Origin of the sequence: Pseudoalteromonas sp. M8, assembly GCF_018141365.1 — a bacterium.
In the GTDB taxonomy this organism is placed as follows: domain Bacteria; phylum Pseudomonadota; class Gammaproteobacteria; order Enterobacterales; family Alteromonadaceae; genus Pseudoalteromonas.
On sequence record NZ_CP047240.1, the window covers coordinates 1,254,035 to 1,270,369 of the forward strand.

At 42.8% G+C, this 16,335-nt stretch carries 18 protein-coding genes; 6 read left to right on the forward strand and 12 right to left on the reverse strand.

From position 1 onward, the window contains the following. Positions 1-84 precede the first annotated feature (84 nt). Positions 85-1,470 carry a hypothetical protein gene (locus GSF13_RS10425; protein ID WP_102056308.1) on the reverse strand — a complete coding sequence of 462 codons (1,386 nt, stop codon included), beginning with the start codon at positions 1,468-1,470 and terminating at the stop codon, positions 85-87. A gap of 133 nt (positions 1,471-1,603) precedes the next feature. On the opposite strand from GSF13_RS10425, the gene GSF13_RS10430 reads away from it, so the two are divergent. Both GSF13_RS10430 and GSF13_RS10435 read left to right on the forward strand, forming a co-directional pair. Continuing rightward, positions 1,604-1,768 (forward strand): hypothetical protein, encoded by a 165-nt coding sequence (locus GSF13_RS10430; RefSeq protein WP_211868187.1) that lies wholly within the window; start codon positions 1,604-1,606, stop codon positions 1,766-1,768. Positions 1,769-1,795: 27 nt separating this feature from the next. Continuing rightward, entirely contained in the window at positions 1,796-2,974 is a 1,179-nt protein-coding gene (locus GSF13_RS10435; protein WP_211868189.1) for a hypothetical protein, read from the forward strand. Positions 2,975-3,026: 52 nt separating this feature from the next. On the opposite strand, the gene GSF13_RS10440 is transcribed toward GSF13_RS10435, so the two are convergent. From GSF13_RS10440 to GSF13_RS10470, 7 genes are all read right to left on the reverse strand, one after another. After that, a complete protein-coding gene (locus GSF13_RS10440; RefSeq protein WP_102056310.1) occupies positions 3,027-3,749 on the reverse strand; it encodes a hypothetical protein in 723 nt (240 codons plus the stop codon). 100 nt (positions 3,750-3,849) lie between these two features. Beyond that, positions 3,850-4,932 carry an MBL fold metallo-hydrolase gene (locus GSF13_RS10445; protein ID WP_206473649.1) on the reverse strand — a complete coding sequence of 361 codons (1,083 nt, stop codon included), beginning with the start codon at positions 4,930-4,932 and terminating at the stop codon, positions 3,850-3,852. Positions 4,933-5,064: 132 nt separating this feature from the next. Beyond that, positions 5,065-5,763 carry a response regulator gene (locus tag GSF13_RS10450; RefSeq protein WP_206473651.1) on the reverse strand — a complete coding sequence of 233 codons (699 nt, stop codon included), beginning with the start codon at positions 5,761-5,763 and terminating at the stop codon, positions 5,065-5,067. A gap of 12 nt (positions 5,764-5,775) precedes the next feature. Continuing rightward, the gene (locus GSF13_RS10455) at positions 5,776-7,248 is read right to left on the reverse strand and encodes an ATP-binding protein (RefSeq protein ID WP_211868191.1); all 1,473 of its coding nucleotides are present in this window, start codon (positions 7,246-7,248) and stop codon (positions 5,776-5,778) included. 20 nt (positions 7,249-7,268) lie between these two features. Beyond that, the gene (locus tag GSF13_RS10460; RefSeq protein ID WP_211868193.1) at positions 7,269-8,765 is read right to left on the reverse strand and encodes a cytochrome c peroxidase; all 1,497 of its coding nucleotides are present in this window, start codon (positions 8,763-8,765) and stop codon (positions 7,269-7,271) included. Positions 8,766-9,010: 245 nt separating this feature from the next. After that, on the reverse strand, positions 9,011-9,643 hold the full coding sequence (locus GSF13_RS10465) for a hypothetical protein (protein WP_211868195.1): 633 nt from the start codon (positions 9,641-9,643) through the stop codon (positions 9,011-9,013). Between the two features lie 155 nt (positions 9,644-9,798). Then, a complete protein-coding gene (locus tag GSF13_RS10470; protein ID WP_211868197.1) occupies positions 9,799-10,707 on the reverse strand; it encodes a hypothetical protein in 909 nt (302 codons plus the stop codon). A gap of 168 nt (positions 10,708-10,875) precedes the next feature. Here GSF13_RS10470 and dctP point away from each other — a divergent pair, with 168 nt between their 5' ends. Beyond that, on the forward strand, positions 10,876-11,988 hold the full coding sequence (gene dctP / locus GSF13_RS10475) for a TRAP transporter substrate-binding protein DctP (protein WP_029215912.1): 1,113 nt from the start codon (positions 10,876-10,878) through the stop codon (positions 11,986-11,988). A 71-nt stretch (positions 11,989-12,059) separates the two neighbouring features. Here dctP and GSF13_RS10480 read toward each other — a convergent pair whose 3' ends face one another. Continuing rightward, entirely contained in the window at positions 12,060-12,896 is an 837-nt protein-coding gene (locus GSF13_RS10480; protein ID WP_029215911.1) for an SPFH domain-containing protein, read from the reverse strand. Positions 12,897-12,998: 102 nt separating this feature from the next. Between GSF13_RS10480 and GSF13_RS10485 the strand changes: the two genes are divergently transcribed. Beyond that, a complete protein-coding gene (locus GSF13_RS10485) occupies positions 12,999-13,412 on the forward strand; it encodes a GNAT family N-acetyltransferase (protein ID WP_029215910.1) in 414 nt (137 codons plus the stop codon). Between the two features lie 39 nt (positions 13,413-13,451). On the opposite strand, the gene GSF13_RS10490 is transcribed toward GSF13_RS10485, so the two are convergent. Further along, positions 13,452-13,637, reverse strand: a complete 186-nt coding sequence (locus tag GSF13_RS10490; RefSeq protein ID WP_010607259.1) for a hypothetical protein — start codon at positions 13,635-13,637, stop codon at positions 13,452-13,454. A gap of 95 nt (positions 13,638-13,732) precedes the next feature. Between GSF13_RS10490 and GSF13_RS10495 the strand changes: the two genes are divergently transcribed. Further along, a complete protein-coding gene (locus GSF13_RS10495) occupies positions 13,733-14,056 on the forward strand; it encodes a hypothetical protein (protein WP_010607258.1) in 324 nt (107 codons plus the stop codon). Between the two features lie 132 nt (positions 14,057-14,188). Continuing rightward, the gene (locus tag GSF13_RS10500; RefSeq protein WP_102056316.1) at positions 14,189-14,437 is read left to right on the forward strand and encodes a DUF3297 family protein; all 249 of its coding nucleotides are present in this window, start codon (positions 14,189-14,191) and stop codon (positions 14,435-14,437) included. Between the two features lie 55 nt (positions 14,438-14,492). On the opposite strand, the gene GSF13_RS10505 is transcribed toward GSF13_RS10500, so the two are convergent. Continuing rightward, positions 14,493-15,134 (reverse strand): response regulator transcription factor, encoded by a 642-nt coding sequence (locus tag GSF13_RS10505; protein WP_211868200.1) that lies wholly within the window; start codon positions 15,132-15,134, stop codon positions 14,493-14,495. 11 nt (positions 15,135-15,145) lie between these two features. Continuing rightward, entirely contained in the window at positions 15,146-16,273 is a 1,128-nt protein-coding gene (locus tag GSF13_RS10510) for a histidine kinase (protein ID WP_010607255.1), read from the reverse strand. Positions 16,274-16,335: the final 62 nt, after the last annotated feature.

Here is a 16,335-nt window from a genome sequence, read left to right on the forward strand (position 1 = left end):
GCATCACTGGATTTGGGATTGGAGTGCAGGATAAACCTGCTTCCAATCCGTTTTGTCGGTGGTTATACGAAGCTGCGTCAGTGCTTAAGCGTCGTTTTCAATATAGACGGAATCGCTTGCCATAAGCTCTATGGCGACGATTTCAGAGCGGTTCATGGTGAGTTTATACCTTTCTAACTGTATTCCTTGAGAAGATTTAAACCGCATTACCAAGTTGATTTGATAGCGACGTTCAACTGACTTTTTCGAGACCTTTTTCCCTTCAAGGCTATAAAGCTTTCCTGCGCCTTTTTTTAGATAGCGTACAAACGAACTCATGTTAAAGGTGATACGTTGCTGTACTTCTTCGTAACCGGGTAAAAACTCATCAATATGTACTTGGTTTTTACAGCAAAAATGCAGTAGATGCGCAGCTTGTTTATTTTGCTGTCGACGTTTTTTTAGCAGCTTATCAACGTCTTCTGGTAGGTCTTTTTTGCGAATATGTTCCAGCCATATCGTTTGTGTACAAACGATGGCGTCCGTTACTGAATTTTTAAACTTGTTGCGCCACTTTGGCCGGCCGCGTTGAATATGACGCCATGCCCACTGGGTTAAGTCTTCTTTGAACGTTTCTCTAAGGCCATAAATTACGCCAAGCAAAGCAATAAGGGCGACGGTGACTTCTTGAAAGTTAGAGCGGGCGTTGAGCACAATAAACATCACAAAGGCCATGATAATACCAGTAACCACTCCGCGAACTAAACGCTTTAGGTTGGTACTTAAGTCGATGGTTTGTTTGTTAAAAACAACACCATATTCAATGAGTCTTTCAAGCAACTTCATTTTATTGGTAATGCGGTTTGGGTCATCCAACGTGACTTGCGAGTTGTAGCTCTGCTCCTCGCGGTATTGGCTCTCTCGTTGACAGAAACTAACAATACAGCTTCGCTCATGACTAAAGTCGCTTGACTTAGGCCCGCTAGCGATGAGTTTTAAAAACGCTTGCTCAGTATGCCAACTGAGGTAGTTATCTGCGTTTTGATAGTAAGGCTTAAGCTTATTGTCTGGTGGCGTGTAACGCCTGAGTTTTTTCAATAGGCGTTCGGTTTCTTCCACTAATAATTGTGCGGCTGGATAAAACTCATCAGCCTCTTTTAGCTTCAATGTCTGTTTTACATCGGCATCTAGCGCAATGCGGATCTGGTAGCAAAATAGGTTTAGATTAACGCGGTAATCGGTTTTTTGACCTTTGCTTTGGCTGATAAAGCGGCTACGTACCAAGGGGAGATGAAGCTGCTCCGAGTAATATGCACTGTGACTTTTTATATTGGCATTAAAGTAGTCTACTTCGTTCAATGTGTTGGTATTAATCCCCATATCGGTTGGGATTGAAAAATACAGGTCGAGTTGGTTTGTCTCTTTGGGAAGGAGTTGATAGTTGATTTTAAAAGATAAGCTTTCGTCTTGACTTAGTTTGGCTCTGCTCACTCGGGTATGGTGCCTCCTGATATTGTGCGCTTAAATATTACCATAAAATATTAGATAAAATGAGTGTAATTAAATTGTAATTACCTGTTCTTTTGTTTATTTTATGTAATCTTATATTTAAAAGGAAAGTTAAATGAAATTATCATATCATCTAGTTGGTCTCTTGGCTTTTGGTGTGGGTTTTAATTGTGTTGCTGCTGCGCATGAACTCCCATCAATGGGAGAGATTGGACAGTTTAATGTAGATGAAAGAATGCGAACTCTATTTACAAATCCATCAAACGTTAAGCCGCTTTAGAAAGTATCATTTGCGATTAAAGAGAGTGTGGCGCAAATAACACCAGCATGTCCAACATTACATACTGGAAACCTATATACGTTAACAAATTCTCAGGCTGGGAATATAAATTGCTACCATTTTGAAATTACGGAACGAAGTAAGACCACTGCTATTTTAGTGGATCAAGTTGGTGCTACTAATGTAGATCTTTCTATTCTACGCCATAACAATGACGATACATATACGTTACTGGGTTCTTCGAAAAATCCCGGAAATCAGGATGAATCAGTTGTTATATTGACGGAACCTGGGCATTATTACTGGTATATCGAAGTTGTGGAATCAGATGGTACACCATTTAACTTCGGTGCTGCAGTTGCGACTGAGCTTGATGCAAATGAATTCAATGATACAGTCGCTTCATCAACGATTTTACCTGATAGACAAAATAATATTGTCGGGAACATGGATAGTATTACGGACATAGATTATTTTCAGTTTACAGCTGTTCGAGGACAAGATCTTTCTTTGAAGCTTGAAAGTACAAACATTAATGAATATATTTTCGAGATTCACAATAATGGGTGGATGCCAATAGATAAAGGTAAATATATCCCAGTTACAGGTCTGCAGGAAAATCAACCAATCAACATCAGGGTTAGGGCTAACACAGCTATTTCGGCTAACCCGAGTAACACCTACAGTTTGCAAGTTGCTTCTATCATCACCTCATTTAGCAATCACGTTGTTTCTGGGGAAAATGGTGTAATTCGCATCCCTTATTCCGCATTTAGTAACCCATACCTCACAACTCAAGCTTATCACAAACTGAATTGGTCATTAGTGCTACAAGATTCTACAGGAGCACCGGTTCAGGGAGCTACGGCTACATTGAAGTTTGTAAAGGATTGGTACAACCCAGTTGACAGTATGGTAGGTTATCAGCAAACCTCTAATTTGGATGGTATAATTTCCGGGCTAGTTGATCTGAATCTCTGCGATGAAAACGAAGCGCGAGTTAGGCATGTCGACTATAGTATGGGCTATAAAAATACTTGGGAGTCGCAATTTGAACGAGGTGCATGGCGAATCGAGATACCTACCAATGTTGACTTAAATGATGATGAAGAAGTGGATTTGATAGGTGTTGGCGGTGATAACTTTCCATGGGTACATTTCGCACATATATGTTACCAAAGGTTAGTTTCCAGTACGCCTTCATAGACCAAAGGTATATTAGAGGCTTTAACGGATATTAGAGCCTCTTGATTAAAGATTAAGAATACCTAACCGTTGCATTTTGTCCCAGCTGCTCAGCAATATTTTGAATAAACCCATGCCCAGTCAATTGTCTTCCTAGTGCTAGAGTCGTTTGTTGTGTTTCTCTAGGACCATCCATCAGTGCTTTGAAGTCGATTATATCTGCGAAATTTTCGCTAGTAACATCATACTTTCCCCAGAGTTTACTGGTGCCGCCATTATCGTCTCGTTCCATCTGCGTATATTGTAAGAAGTTGGCTTTTACTTCATTTGCAAGGTTGACTAGTGCCTTATTGCTATTGAGCTTTCCTTCTAAATAAGTAATATCTTCAGCCGAGATATTACCTGTCACCTTCAATTCGCCCTGTTCGTTGACTGAAAACCCCCACTCATTTTCAGTCAGTTCAGGTCGTTCAGTGGCAATATCCGAGAGTGTTTTGTCATATTCTTTAGACATGCTGTCCGCCGATTTAAACATGCTGCCACCCAGATAAAGCTCGGCGATTGCTTCACCAGTCATAACGCTTGCACTTTTTATCGTTTGCTCGACCTCTTTTGATACACCTATCGTTATTGGTCGCTCATAAACTGGTGGGGTCACATGCTTAGCTGTTTGAGAAAATGTATCATTTTTCAGTGCGTCTCCGGATCTCTCGACTTTAGTCTGAGCAACTGTATCTGAGCTTACAGTTGATAGACTGTTTACCAACGTTTCTCTTGGTTGATTTATAATCTTCATATATTTCCTTATCTACGTATAGGTAACGATCTTTTATCGACAACTTAGAATTATAGTTTAATGTTATTTTTATGTAATCTGACTATGGTGCCTTTTTGGATTAGAGATGGATTTTTTCGCCTTCATTTAAAATATACAGTGGCGTTTGGGCTTTTAGTACTTGTTGCATATGCAGTAAGCGGAACAGCGCTGAATGTGAGGTTTTATCTCCCATTTTCCAACTAGCATTGCCATAGCCCCAAGGCATCATAACCTTGCAGCCCAGATCTTTTGCGGCAGTCAGTGCATCTTCTGGTGTGGTGTGTACTTTACGATACCAATCAGGATGTTCTTCGCTGTAGTATGAAGCAATTGGAAGTAGGCACACATCAATATCACCGTATTTTTCTTGAATGTCTTTAAAGTGCGGTGAATATCCAGTATCTCCAGCAAAAAATAGAGTCTTGCCTTGGTGTTCTAATATCCAGCCTCCCCATAGTGCAGCGCCATGATCTTCGTATAAAAACGGCACCCAAATACGGCTGCTAAAGTGATTTGCAGGCACAAAGTGTGCGGTTACTTCACCAAGTTGTTTGCTTGAATACCACTCCATTTCAGAAACCTTGTATCCATCTTCAGGAAAGTGCTCAGCAAATCCTAGTGGAGTAAGATAATTAGGCCCAGTACCAATCGCTTCGATATCGTTCTTGTTAAAATGATCGTAATGAATATGGGAGTACATTACGGCATTGGTTTGTTGTAACTCTGTTTGACTGAGCTGTGCAGGTTGCTTGCGATTAAACCCTTCTGAGAGGCGAAATGCCCAGTTTACAGGCCAGTCAAATTGAGCCGTGACGGGGTCAAACAAAAACTGTTGCCCATCTTTGGTGTTGACTTTAAAACTCGCATGTCCGAGCCATTGGATAGCAAAGCCGGTATTGAGCGAGAGAGTGGGGTTGTTGCCAACGTAAGTGCAATCTTGCATTTCGGACTGACATTGAATTTGTTGGGTGACTGGATAGCAGTTTTCTTCGCAGGTCACGGGATAATCTTTAAACTTATTGTAGATGTTGGAATATCTATCTTCATACCCTTCTACAGAGCTATGTTTTACCACGGAAGACTCTGATTTTATTCGCTCTACAACATTACTATTACTGCAGCCTGTTAATGTGATTATGACTGCCAAAGTAAGTCTTTTCATGCCCATTCCTTTTTATAATTATTAGTTATTTTTTGGAGTTTACCAATAAAAGGGAATGGGGTGTAGCGGTGAATTAATCCTTAGGTGAGCGTTGGATTAGTGTATAACCCAACTCTCATTGTAGGTTAGAGATTAAGAATTACGTTCCTGCGCCTCAAACTTATACCCCGCTCCGTAAATGGAGTGGATAAAATCGTATTTAGGTGCGATGCTTTGCAACTTTTTACGAATATTTTTAATATGGCTATCTATGGTTCTGTCGCTAACAATGTGGCTGTCATCGTAGATGTGATCCATCAATAAGTCGCGGCTATAAATTCGGCACGGGTGTCCGTACATTGCCTTTAAGAGCATAAACTCGACATAAGTGAACGTCGCTCTCGCGTCGAGGAAGGAGACAAACAAGCTCTCTTCGTCTAGTTTAAGTTTGCTCTCTGTTTCTGACACTGTGCCGCGCTCGTTTAGCGCCACGCGTCTTAAAATCGCCTTCACTCTTGCGACGACTTCTTTTGGACTATAGGGTTTGCACACGTAATCATCAGCACCCACTTCAAGACCAAGAAGACGATCGATTTCTTCTACTTTGGCAGTGATCATGACAATTGGCACGTTTGAATAAGCTCTGATCCGCTTGCAAATTTCGATACCGTCAAGATTAGGCAGCATGAGGTCGAGTAAGATAAGGGCAGGTTGCTGTTGTTTAAAAGCCTCTTCAGCCAAAGCGCCATCGTGAACACAATGGCTGGTATACTCGGCTTGAGCCAAATACTTACTTAAAATATCGGCAAGTTTTGGTTCATCTTCGACGATTAAAATATGTTTGTTTGGCACGGGAGAAACTCATTATCTTTTCAGTTCAATAATAATAGCGAGACCACCCAGTTCGCTCAAGTCCGCAGTGATTTTTCCGTTGTGGGCAGCAACAATACTTTGGCAAATGGCTAAACCAAGGCCAGAGCCACCCGTTTTTCTACTCCGCGCTTCCTCTACTCGATAGAGCCTATCAAAGAGTTTGTTTAGCTGTTCTTGTGGTACAGAAGGTGCGCTGTCCTGCCAGTAAATTATCGTTTTATCTTGTCGTTGTATGACTTTTACATCGAGATTTCCCGGCTGTTCAACTGAGGAGTCTGTGTAACGCAAGGTGTTTTGTAGTAAGTTGTCGAATAGCTGCCCAAGGCGCTGCTCGTCACATTCTAAGGTAATATGCTCATCGCATTGCAAGGAATAAGCAAGATGGTGCTTTTCAATTTGGTGACTACTTTTTGCAAATGTGCGTGAGAGCAGGTCGTAAAGATTTTCTTTATCCATGTTGTAAGTAAGTGCACCGCGGTCTGACAGCGATAGTTGATGTAAATCGTCCACCAGCCGAGTCAATCGTTGGATCTCTTCGTTAAGCGACATCAGTTGTTCGGGATTGCTTGCGATAATGCCATCAATCATGCCCTCAAGTTCCGCGCGGATCACAGCAATCGGCGTGCGTAGCTCGTGTGAAATATCCGCTATCCATTGCTGCCTAGCTATTTGGTTCTGCGCTAATGTGTCTGCCAAACGGTTCATATCTCTGGCAAGCAAACCGAGTTCGTCTTTACTCGCGATATCGACGCGAGCATCGTAATTTCCTTGTGTCAGTGTTTTTGCATTGCGGCGCAACAAAACGATTGGGTTGACCATATATTTACTAAAAGGCACGGCAATCACTAAAGTAACCAACAGGGCGACGAGCGCAATGATGATGAACTGTTTACGTTGTTGCTCTGCAAACAGTTGGTCGAAGTCATTGCGTACCAAGCCACTTTGCTCGACACCTAAGTAGGCGATAATCTGTTCGCGTTTAGGCTGCGCCAAGTGGTCGCTTTGATAGACTGGGAACCACAGCGAAGTCTGCTTACTTTTCGGTGTGCCCATAATAATATTGCCTTGTGTGTCTTTGATCAGCAGGCGTTTTTTATTGTCCAAACGCGGTGGAGGGCCATCACGTCTTCGTGGCCCTCCTTCGCCTCTTTCACGATGTCTTGGTGGTGGACGAGAATGTAGCCTATCTCGTGGGCGCTCATCCTCAGAAAGACCATAGAAGCTACGTACTATGCTATCCCAATCCTCTGAGCCTCGATACACCCAGTCCAATGAACCATGGCGTGCGTAAGTCTCGGCAACTTGCGTTACCACCTCTTTGAGTTGCGCCCGAGAGGTATTTTCAAGATAGGCCGTAAAGCTTTTTTCAAACGCTAATTTATTGGCGGCATAGATAGCCAGCACCAATGTGGTGTTGGCTATCAAAATTATCAGCAATAGTTTGACGCGAATGGTCATTTTCATGGTTGTTGTTATTCCACCGGTTAACGTTGTGCACGCAAGCGTAAATTATCAGGGTCTGGTGTGCGACGGTTTGGCATCCATTTTCTTACGCACCGTTGGTCTTTTGCACACTTGTCTGTCAAGGCATGTAAAAACGCAACGAGATCCTGCTTTTGTTGTGGCGCTAAATTGGCGGCAACAAAGGGTGATTGGCGCAGTAACGTTAACGCCGCTTCACTATTTTCTCTCGCTTGTAGGTTTAGTGTGTCACACTGAGCGGTTAAGGAAAACTGCTTTAATCCACAAGCACCACCACGTTGAAAAAATTGCTCGACGGTTTGCTCAGGGTTTGAGTAATGATTGACCACTTGTTCTAACGACTCGTAGGCTCCCGCGTGACCATATGGCGCAGTCAGGGTAACATTTATTAAGCTTGGGACTCTAAACGCAAATTGGTTGCGAGGCGAGGGGTCAATTGCAGCGCGTCCGATATCGGCCTGATTATCTTGTGTACCAATACCATACTGTGGAAAGGCGAGGTTAAAGAAACCATCGTTAGTGAAACGTTCACCGCTGTGGCACCCAACACATCCTGCACCGCCTTCAGCTATAGGAGTAAAAAAGAGTTTAGCACCACGTTTTTGTTTGTCGCTGAGTGCGCCACGGTCACCTCGGGCATAGCGATGCCAATTGGTATCCACCATCACAAATGACGCTTGATACTGGCCGAGTGCAAAAGCGATACTATCAAAGGTAATTAAGGTTTGCGCGTCAGCTTGCGAGTTGAATGCTTCTCTAAAGGCTTGAAGCCAATCATTGGTGGCCAAACCTCCAGCCTCTTCACCGTAATCGCCAATACGCTGGGCTAAGTGTGAGCGGACTTGTTCATTGGTTTCGGCACTTTCGAAAGCCTCACCACGCATTTCTTCACGAGAGGTGACAGGAAAGCGAGACAGGGTTGCAACTAGTGAATCTGCCGCGTTTACATCTGGTTGGTTAAAACCTGAATCAGGCGTACTGATAAAACTGCTTTCATTGCCTTGGTCGTCAGTGATCGTCACACGTTGAACACGGCCGTCCCAAAATAAAGCGTTGTTGGCAAATCCGGTATTAAAAATGGTGGGAGAGTTACGTGGAATATTGATGTCATCGTCGACTGCTTGGCGACCAGGGCCTATCACATCACTTTCTACTGCGTTTGTACCTATTGGCAACGAAAGGCCATCGGCACCACCGAGCCTTGGATCGTGACAGCTCGCACAGGCGACTGATTTTTCTCCCCCAAGGGCTTTGCTAAAAAATAACTGCATGCCGAGCTGAGCAATGGGATCTGAGATCCTCGGCAGTTGTTGCGCACCTGCAACTCTGCCAGTAATACCGCGAGCACGCATAATTTGTGAGAGTTCATCATCCAGCGCCGAGTTTGGTTGTGGCTGGCCTGGAGGCGGAGGTGGTAGAGGCTTATGTTGTGCTGCTATTGGTAAACTTGCCACCGCGGTAACAAGTGCCATTGCACGTAGAAAGTTCGCGTTGTTCATCGTTATTCCAAACCTTATTGTGATTCGAGTTTTTAAATTGGCAGGCAAAAGTGCAGAGAATGTGAAAATGGAAGTTTTTGTTTTGGATGAAGGGTTATCGAACGTAAAATATTTAGAATTGATGTGTATTTTAGTTGTTTTAATTTTAGTTCAAACATTGTGTTAGCATAAGCCACGAACGCTTTATGATGATTAATTTGCTCGTGGCGTAAAGATCTTATTCAATCAGAAAAGAATACACTTTATTATCTGTTTACATAGTTTCCGCGATATAGCCACATTGAATCCATGTTTTCATTGTGATTAACAAGACCAACACCTGTAACAACAGAGTTATTACCTGATGCTGGTGGGAAATATGAAACTTCAATACCGCCACTTCCAGGGTCATAGCAAGTTTTTGATTGGTTCGTTGATTTAACTCCCGTACCGTAGAATATCTCAGAGCCTAGATTTCCTTGACTATCAAATTTTCGGTAACTCACCCGCAGCGCTGCAATATCATCTGAACCATTGATGCGCCACTCCATACCTGTAATTGCGATATTGTCGGATGTATTTACGTACTGACATTCAAGCTCGTGACTTGGTTTGCTGCCGTAGTTTTTGCTGTAAATCGGACTAAATTCACCATTGCCTAATATTTGACGATACCACAAGGTGACGGTAGTTACCGTTGTGTTTCCAGCTCGAGCACCAATACCAACTAAAACGTGATCAGGAATTAACATTGGGATTGGGTTTTGCTCAGGAACCATAGTTGCACGTTCACCATACTTATATACATCGACATCAGTAATATAGTAACCCGAGTTATTTGCTTGTACTAACGGTGAGAGTAATAAAGCCGCGACCGGCAAGATATGTTTATTTTTCATAGTATAAGTCCTTTAATTAAAATATGAACAAAGAAGTTTGGTATCATTTCACACTTGTTTACATATGTAAATGAAATGAATATAATTTGTTTGGTTTGGGCTTGTTCATATTTCCTAATTAAAGCTAAAGAAGTCTCACCACGTATTTTATTGAGTCATTCACTTAATTGATATTTAGCTCGTGTAAGTGGGATTTGTATGCGACGTATTGAGCTTGGGAAGGCTGATAGAATCATCGGCTCAACAGCGCTAATATCAAATGCGTATGCTGGCGCATTGTCATATTCGCCGAATAAGGCGGTAACCTGAGAAAAAGACGTAGGTACAAGCTTGTATGGCGCTAGCGATTGCGGTATATCAAGTTGATATTGATATGCTTTCACGAGTTGTAATGCGTGATCAAAGTGGCAAATATTCCAACTTTGATTTTCATTGTTTAGCTGCAAAGCCCACACCCCATTTTTATCGGTAGCAACAGAGTATGGGTTTTCACAAGGCGCAGGTAGTGACTGTGTGTTACTGCGCTGCCAAATACCCTGATGATTCAGACAGAGATTCTCTTTGCTATTAAGCGTCACTACTCGTGTGCTGAGCCTTGCTTTACAAGCATCTTCCACTGGTAACCAATAAGCGGGTTTGGTGGTGGATAATACCATAAATCCGGCAGGTCTTTCTGGGTCGTGCGAGGCCCATCCAATAAAATAGTGGTTGTCTACGCGCCACTGATCATAGCTTAACCGACCTCGTTGGTATTGACTAGCTAAAGGCAAAGCGCCTTGTCGGTCAGCAAACTGGCAATGGATGGTGTCACTCTTCAGTTTACAGGCTGACTGAACCTTATCGAAATTGAGAGGTATTGCAGCATCTGGATAGTTTGGCGTTAGAGGTTCTACATATTGTCGCACTGGGCGCAGGTTTGCATTTTTATCCTGTGAAAAATAGCAATCAGGTTTTGAAACTGAAGGGATGACGGCAATCGTTTTTGCTACAACAGCTAATTCACATCCCAGCACACTGAAGCTCAGAGCACAATGAACAGCAAAAAAGCAAAGAGGCATACGCATAGATAAGGCTCCATTTTCTATAAATTAGAAGATAGACTGGCGCTGTTAGCAATTGCAAGAGGAGCATGAATTTTGTGATAGGTGCGGCTAAAGCTATGTAACTATAGGTTGAAACAGCAAAGCAAACAGCTATCTTTAATTGAGGTATGGAATTTAGGTTGTACTGCCATGTCCAAGAGTAGACGTCAATTTCTTGAAGCTTCACTAGCGGCATGTTTGAGTGCTTCATTTCCGGTTAGCCAAGTACTTGCACTAAATTTACTCTCAGAAGATGAACGAGAACAAGAAAGGGCTAAGCGCAGTGCTGCCCTCCATATTTTAAGATTAGCTTCCCCATACCCTGCGGATCAAAGTGACTTTATCCCGCACATGCATCAAGTGTTTAAGAAGAATGTTGAGTCTATGACTCGCGGTAAAATCTATGTTGATGTTCACCATAGTGGCGCGCTTGGAAGTGGCCGCGAGTTAATGGCGGCAGTGACTCGTGGACATGTGGAGGCCGCACTTATCTCTGTGTCAAATCTGTCTCGGGCGTTACCTGTGCTAGATATCCTTAATATCCCATTTTGGGCGAGCTCAAATCGCGCGTTTCTCAATCTAATTTGTTCGCCACAATGGCAGTCACTTGTTATTAAGCCTATTAGTGAACAAGGAAAACTGAATATCTTAATGCATCATCTCGTTGGGGGTCGCACATTAACAAGCACAAAGCAGTTCAACCGCTTAATTAACTTGCCTGAAAAACTCAAAGGAGTGGTGCTAAGAGTACCTGCTTCTAGGGTTTTGAGTCATTTTTACAGTATGACGTCGGCAAATGTTATTGATGTGCCTTGGGCGCAAGTGGCCAAAATGGCAAGAACAAAACATATAGAGGTTATTGACCCTAGCGTTATTGGTTTGTTCGCAGGTCCTGATCTGCTTAAAAACGAGATAGGGCAGGTAGCTTTACTCGAAAGTGTCCCCGATGCTTGGGTGACCGTCGCAAATCAGCATTGGTTAGATAGTTTGCCACTGCGCTTAAAAGGGGAAATCGAGGACGCGAGTAAGCAAACATTTCATACTCATATTGCGCAGATTGAGCAACTGCAAAAACGCTGTGAGCGCGAGCTCATGGCCTTGGGCGCAAAGCTGCACCCTTTAAGTGTGGACGAAAAGCGCGAATGGCAATTAAAGTTTGGTCATCACAATGCACAGTGGAACAAGGTAAAGCGAGAGCTACTTGGCAGTACTCGCGCATTTCAACAGCTGGTAAATGCGACAGAAAAAGAGTTTACTCAATAACCCTGGTTGAGAGCAACAACTGACCTTCTCGCTATTGTTACTCCCAACTCAAACGAATTATTGGTACTTTGTTATCGACTCTCTTTAACCAGTGGAATGCCGTTGGTGCCAACCGGAATATAAACCGTTGTATGGTTAGGAGATTCTGCCATTTTTAGCTGCGCATTTATCGCTTCATGTTGTAAGTAGTTTGCAGTAAGTGTGGCGTTGATGATCTTTTGCGCTTCAGCGATACCTTTTGCTTCTTCAATCCGAATTTCCGCATCTTTTTTCGCAATGGCCTTTTGAGTTTCTTTTTCTGCTAGCAGCTGTTGCGCAGCGAGTTTCTTTTCTACAGCATTGGCTACGATATCTGGATAATTAATGTTACCGATCACCACTTGCTTGATATCAAATGGCGCTAACTGTAGGTAGCCTTTTAAACGTTTTGTGACGATTTCAGCAATTTGTTCGCGTTTGCTTTTTAATGCGCCGCTGTCGTATTGTTGGACTTCGTCGCGAACATAGGTTCTGAAAGTTTCGCGAACAAAACGCTGATACCAGTTCTCTGCACCATAATTTTCGACGACATCTTTTACTGTACCTGGTTTAATTGCAATGACGGCATGAAAATCAAAACTGATATTCAAGTCATCCTTGGCTAAGATCTCAAAGCGCTCGGTATACGTGTTTGGACGCATATCGATATTGACGACTTGATTTCTAAGCGGGGAAAAACCATAGTTGCTCGGACCGATTAAGCTACCTTGGTAACCACCAGAACCAAAAAATCTAGGTTGCTCAAAAACATAGCCTTCATGTCCTGCGGGTGTGCTGGGGTTAGTGCAAGATGTGATGGAAAAAAGTAACACAATGCCAATCACGATAATAGATATAATTGAGCTTCCAATGCTAGATTTTGATTTCATCATAGATGATTCCTTTATAGGTACTTTGTTCGCTATGATAGGTGACAATACTAAAGCGAACAACAATTACCTTAGTTCAACGATATCAACCGGAGCGCAGTAGTGAAAATATCCGTGGTAGAAAATCCTGAGCAACAATTTGTCGATTTTTTAAGTAGTAAAATTAGCGAGTTTAACTGGGCTAATTGGGAGGTCACAGAGCGTCTTCCATTGGCGGTTGAAGTAAAGGGTGAGTCTGGAGAGGTTGTTGCAGGTGCAGCCGCGCGTACTTTTGGCAACTGGTTGTTGCTTGATACTTTGTGGGTTTCTGAGACACTAAGGGGTCAAAATATCGGCTCACAGATACTAGAAAGCCTAGAAGCGGCAGCCAAACAAAGAGGGTGCGTGAAATGCTTACTCGATACCTTAAATTTTCAGGCAATGCCATTTTATGAAAAGCATGGCTATGAGACCCAATGGATCCAAGAACATTACCCTAAAGATGGCTGTAAGTATTTTATGGTAAAGGTGTTATAACAAGTTTAGTGGGTAAGAGTACTTACCCACAATGGCGCATTAATACGGATTTGGACAAGTTCGAACCTGAAAGTGTGTAAACCAAGGACAGCCTTGATCGAACTTGCTTTCTGGGTATAAAGGTGGATTGCCAGCACCTGCAATATTTGGGGTTTGCGCCATTGGTAAGTCTTGTAAATCTTTTGAAAGGGACTTAATCGCCTTTTTGTTTAATTTAAGTTTCATACTTGTTTCCTTGTGTTAACTTCATTGTTTATCTTATCGAGAAAAGTGGAGAGTGCAAGGGGGATGGGTATTTTATTTATAGGAAGCATATATTGATGAAAAATGTAGAAAACACTGAGCAGTTGGCTGCGGTAAATCAAAAGGTAGTAAGAGAAGGTGAGTGCTTACCATCGGTACAATTAAAAGATGGTAGTAGAGTGCAAACGGGTACAGTAGCAACTATGTTGCATAACATTGACCTTTACAATGCTGGTGAGCGAGGACAAGTAGAGGACGAGCTAAAGCTTGCAATCCCAACGCTGTGTAAAATCGGTCTATTTGAGCTGTTTACTGTGGAAGAATGGTTGAGTGGAGATAATCCTGGCCGTCGATACGTGGGTGAATGTGCCAAGGCATTTCTAAGTAATAACGTTAGCTAAACTTCAGAGGCCTCATAGTGCTCTTAAATCGATACAGTTTTTAATTCAATTGCGATTATAAGACGCTCAGCTATTGAGCGCACGCGTGGGATTACCTACAATACAGCATGCTTAAATAATTGAAGAAAAACGATGACAGATTCAATCGAAAAACCAGCACTACCAGATAGACTTTCTATCAATCCTCGCAGCCCACATTATGCTAAAGAAATACTAGAGCACCACATTGGCATTCGTTTTAATGGAAAAGAACGTACCGATGTTGAAGAGTATTGCATTAGTGAAGGCTGGATCAAAGTCGCTGCGCCAAAAGCGCTAGATCGCCGAGGTCAGCCTTTGCTAATTAAATCAAAAGGAACGGTTGAAGCTTACTATTGCTAAGCGCCGTGACGATGCACCAATCTGCTCAGGGGTAAATTGGTGCGCTTTGTTTAAGCTACTGTAATATTCCCATCTCGATTGCTAATAGCACCGCACGGGTTCTATCCCTCACACCCAGTTTAGAAAGTAAATTGGAGACGTGATTTTTGATTGTGCCTTCTGACTTGTGTAAGGCTTCGGCTATTTCCTTGTTGGAATAACCATTTGCAACCAGTCTCAATACCTCTATTTCTCGTACGCTAAGCGTCTCTGTGGCTTTGAACTCAGAAAAATCATTGTCGAGTTTTGGTGCATACTTTAATAGGGTTTCTGTAATTGCCGGTTGAAAGTAGGTTTCACCATTGAGGATGGTTTTCATTGCATTCACCAACGAATCCAGAGCGATATCTTTGAGTACAAAGCCTTTGGCTCCATTACTTAAGCTGTCCAGAACGAGTTTGGGGTCATCAAAGGTTGTTAGCACTAATACTGGGATCGTTATACCGCGACTATTTAGCTGCTTCAAAGTAGCGATACCGTTCATAATTGGCATGGATAGATCCAGTAGAATAATATCAGGTGAAACCTCTGATAGCCCATCAAGTAACATCTGACCATTGTCGTACTGGGCAATCACTTCAACTTCTTCGTTAAATTGTAATAAAGTGACAATGCCTTCTCTTACGAGTTTCTGGTCGTCAACCACGACTACTTTCATCAATATCGTCCTTACTGTGGAGTTAACGGGAGTTCAATTTTATAGTGTAGGGCACGATTGTGCTCATAGAGATGCAAGTGGCCACCACACTCAGATACGCGTTCAGACATCCCCGTTAAACCATTCCCTTTTTGCCATTGTTCACTGATATAGCCATCATCATGCATATTGACGAAAAGCTTTTCTTCATCTTGCGTCATTACAATCCAAAATTGCTTCGCATGACTGTGTCTTAGGCTGTTGGTTATTGCTTCTTGAACACAGCGCAGCAGCACTTGTGCTATATGGCTATCGTCAACAGCAATATGTTGTGGAATGGTTGCATGCACTTTTAGCTCAGGAGTATGTTGGAGTAGTAAGGTAAGCGATTGATGAAAATCAATATCTCTGTGCTGTCTGAGCATATCCACGGCATCTCGTACATCATTGAGTAGTAACTTAGCTACGCTTTGACATTCTAGGATTTGCTGCTGGGCTGGTGCGTCGGCAGTCATTCTTTGCGCTATTTGCAACTTAATACTGAGTGCCGTGAGGTGATGACCTAACAGATCGTGTAAGTCCCGCGCGATGCGGGTGCGCTCAGAGTGCTTCGACAGCTCAGAAAGCAAGTGTTGTGTGGATTGCAACTGAGCATGTTGATTTTGTAGCTCAACCCTAGCTTGCTGTTCTCGTTGATGGGTGGTGGCTAATAGCAAGGCGAATAAGTGAAACAAGCCATATAGTAATCCCTCAATCCAAAGTAGATGCTGTTGCTTTACACTCTGCATTGTAAACCAGGCCAATACGATGATGAGAGTGGAGCAAGCTGATACGCGAATGGGGAGCAAATAAGCGACAACGGCAACCCAGATAATGGTAAGAATGGATAGGTATCCAAATTGCAGGATCCAGCCACAGGCAAAAGCTGAAAATAGCATAAGGACTAGCGCAAGCCATCGTAATTTGTGTTTACATTGCTCACATGTGCCAATGAGATAGCCAAGCGCATAAAAACAGAAGAAGCTGCTAAATAGAGATATTTCGGGCGCTTCAGGCTGTTGATTCGTTATGTAAACTGAAATAGCGAAAAGGGCAACCCAAGTCATCAGCGCCAGTAGGTCTCTCATATCTCGATTTGCGATTAATGTGCTGAATGCCAACGCTTATGTCCTCGTGCCGTTTTCTTCACTAAGTATGACAAAGTAACAAGGTTGTGCCTATA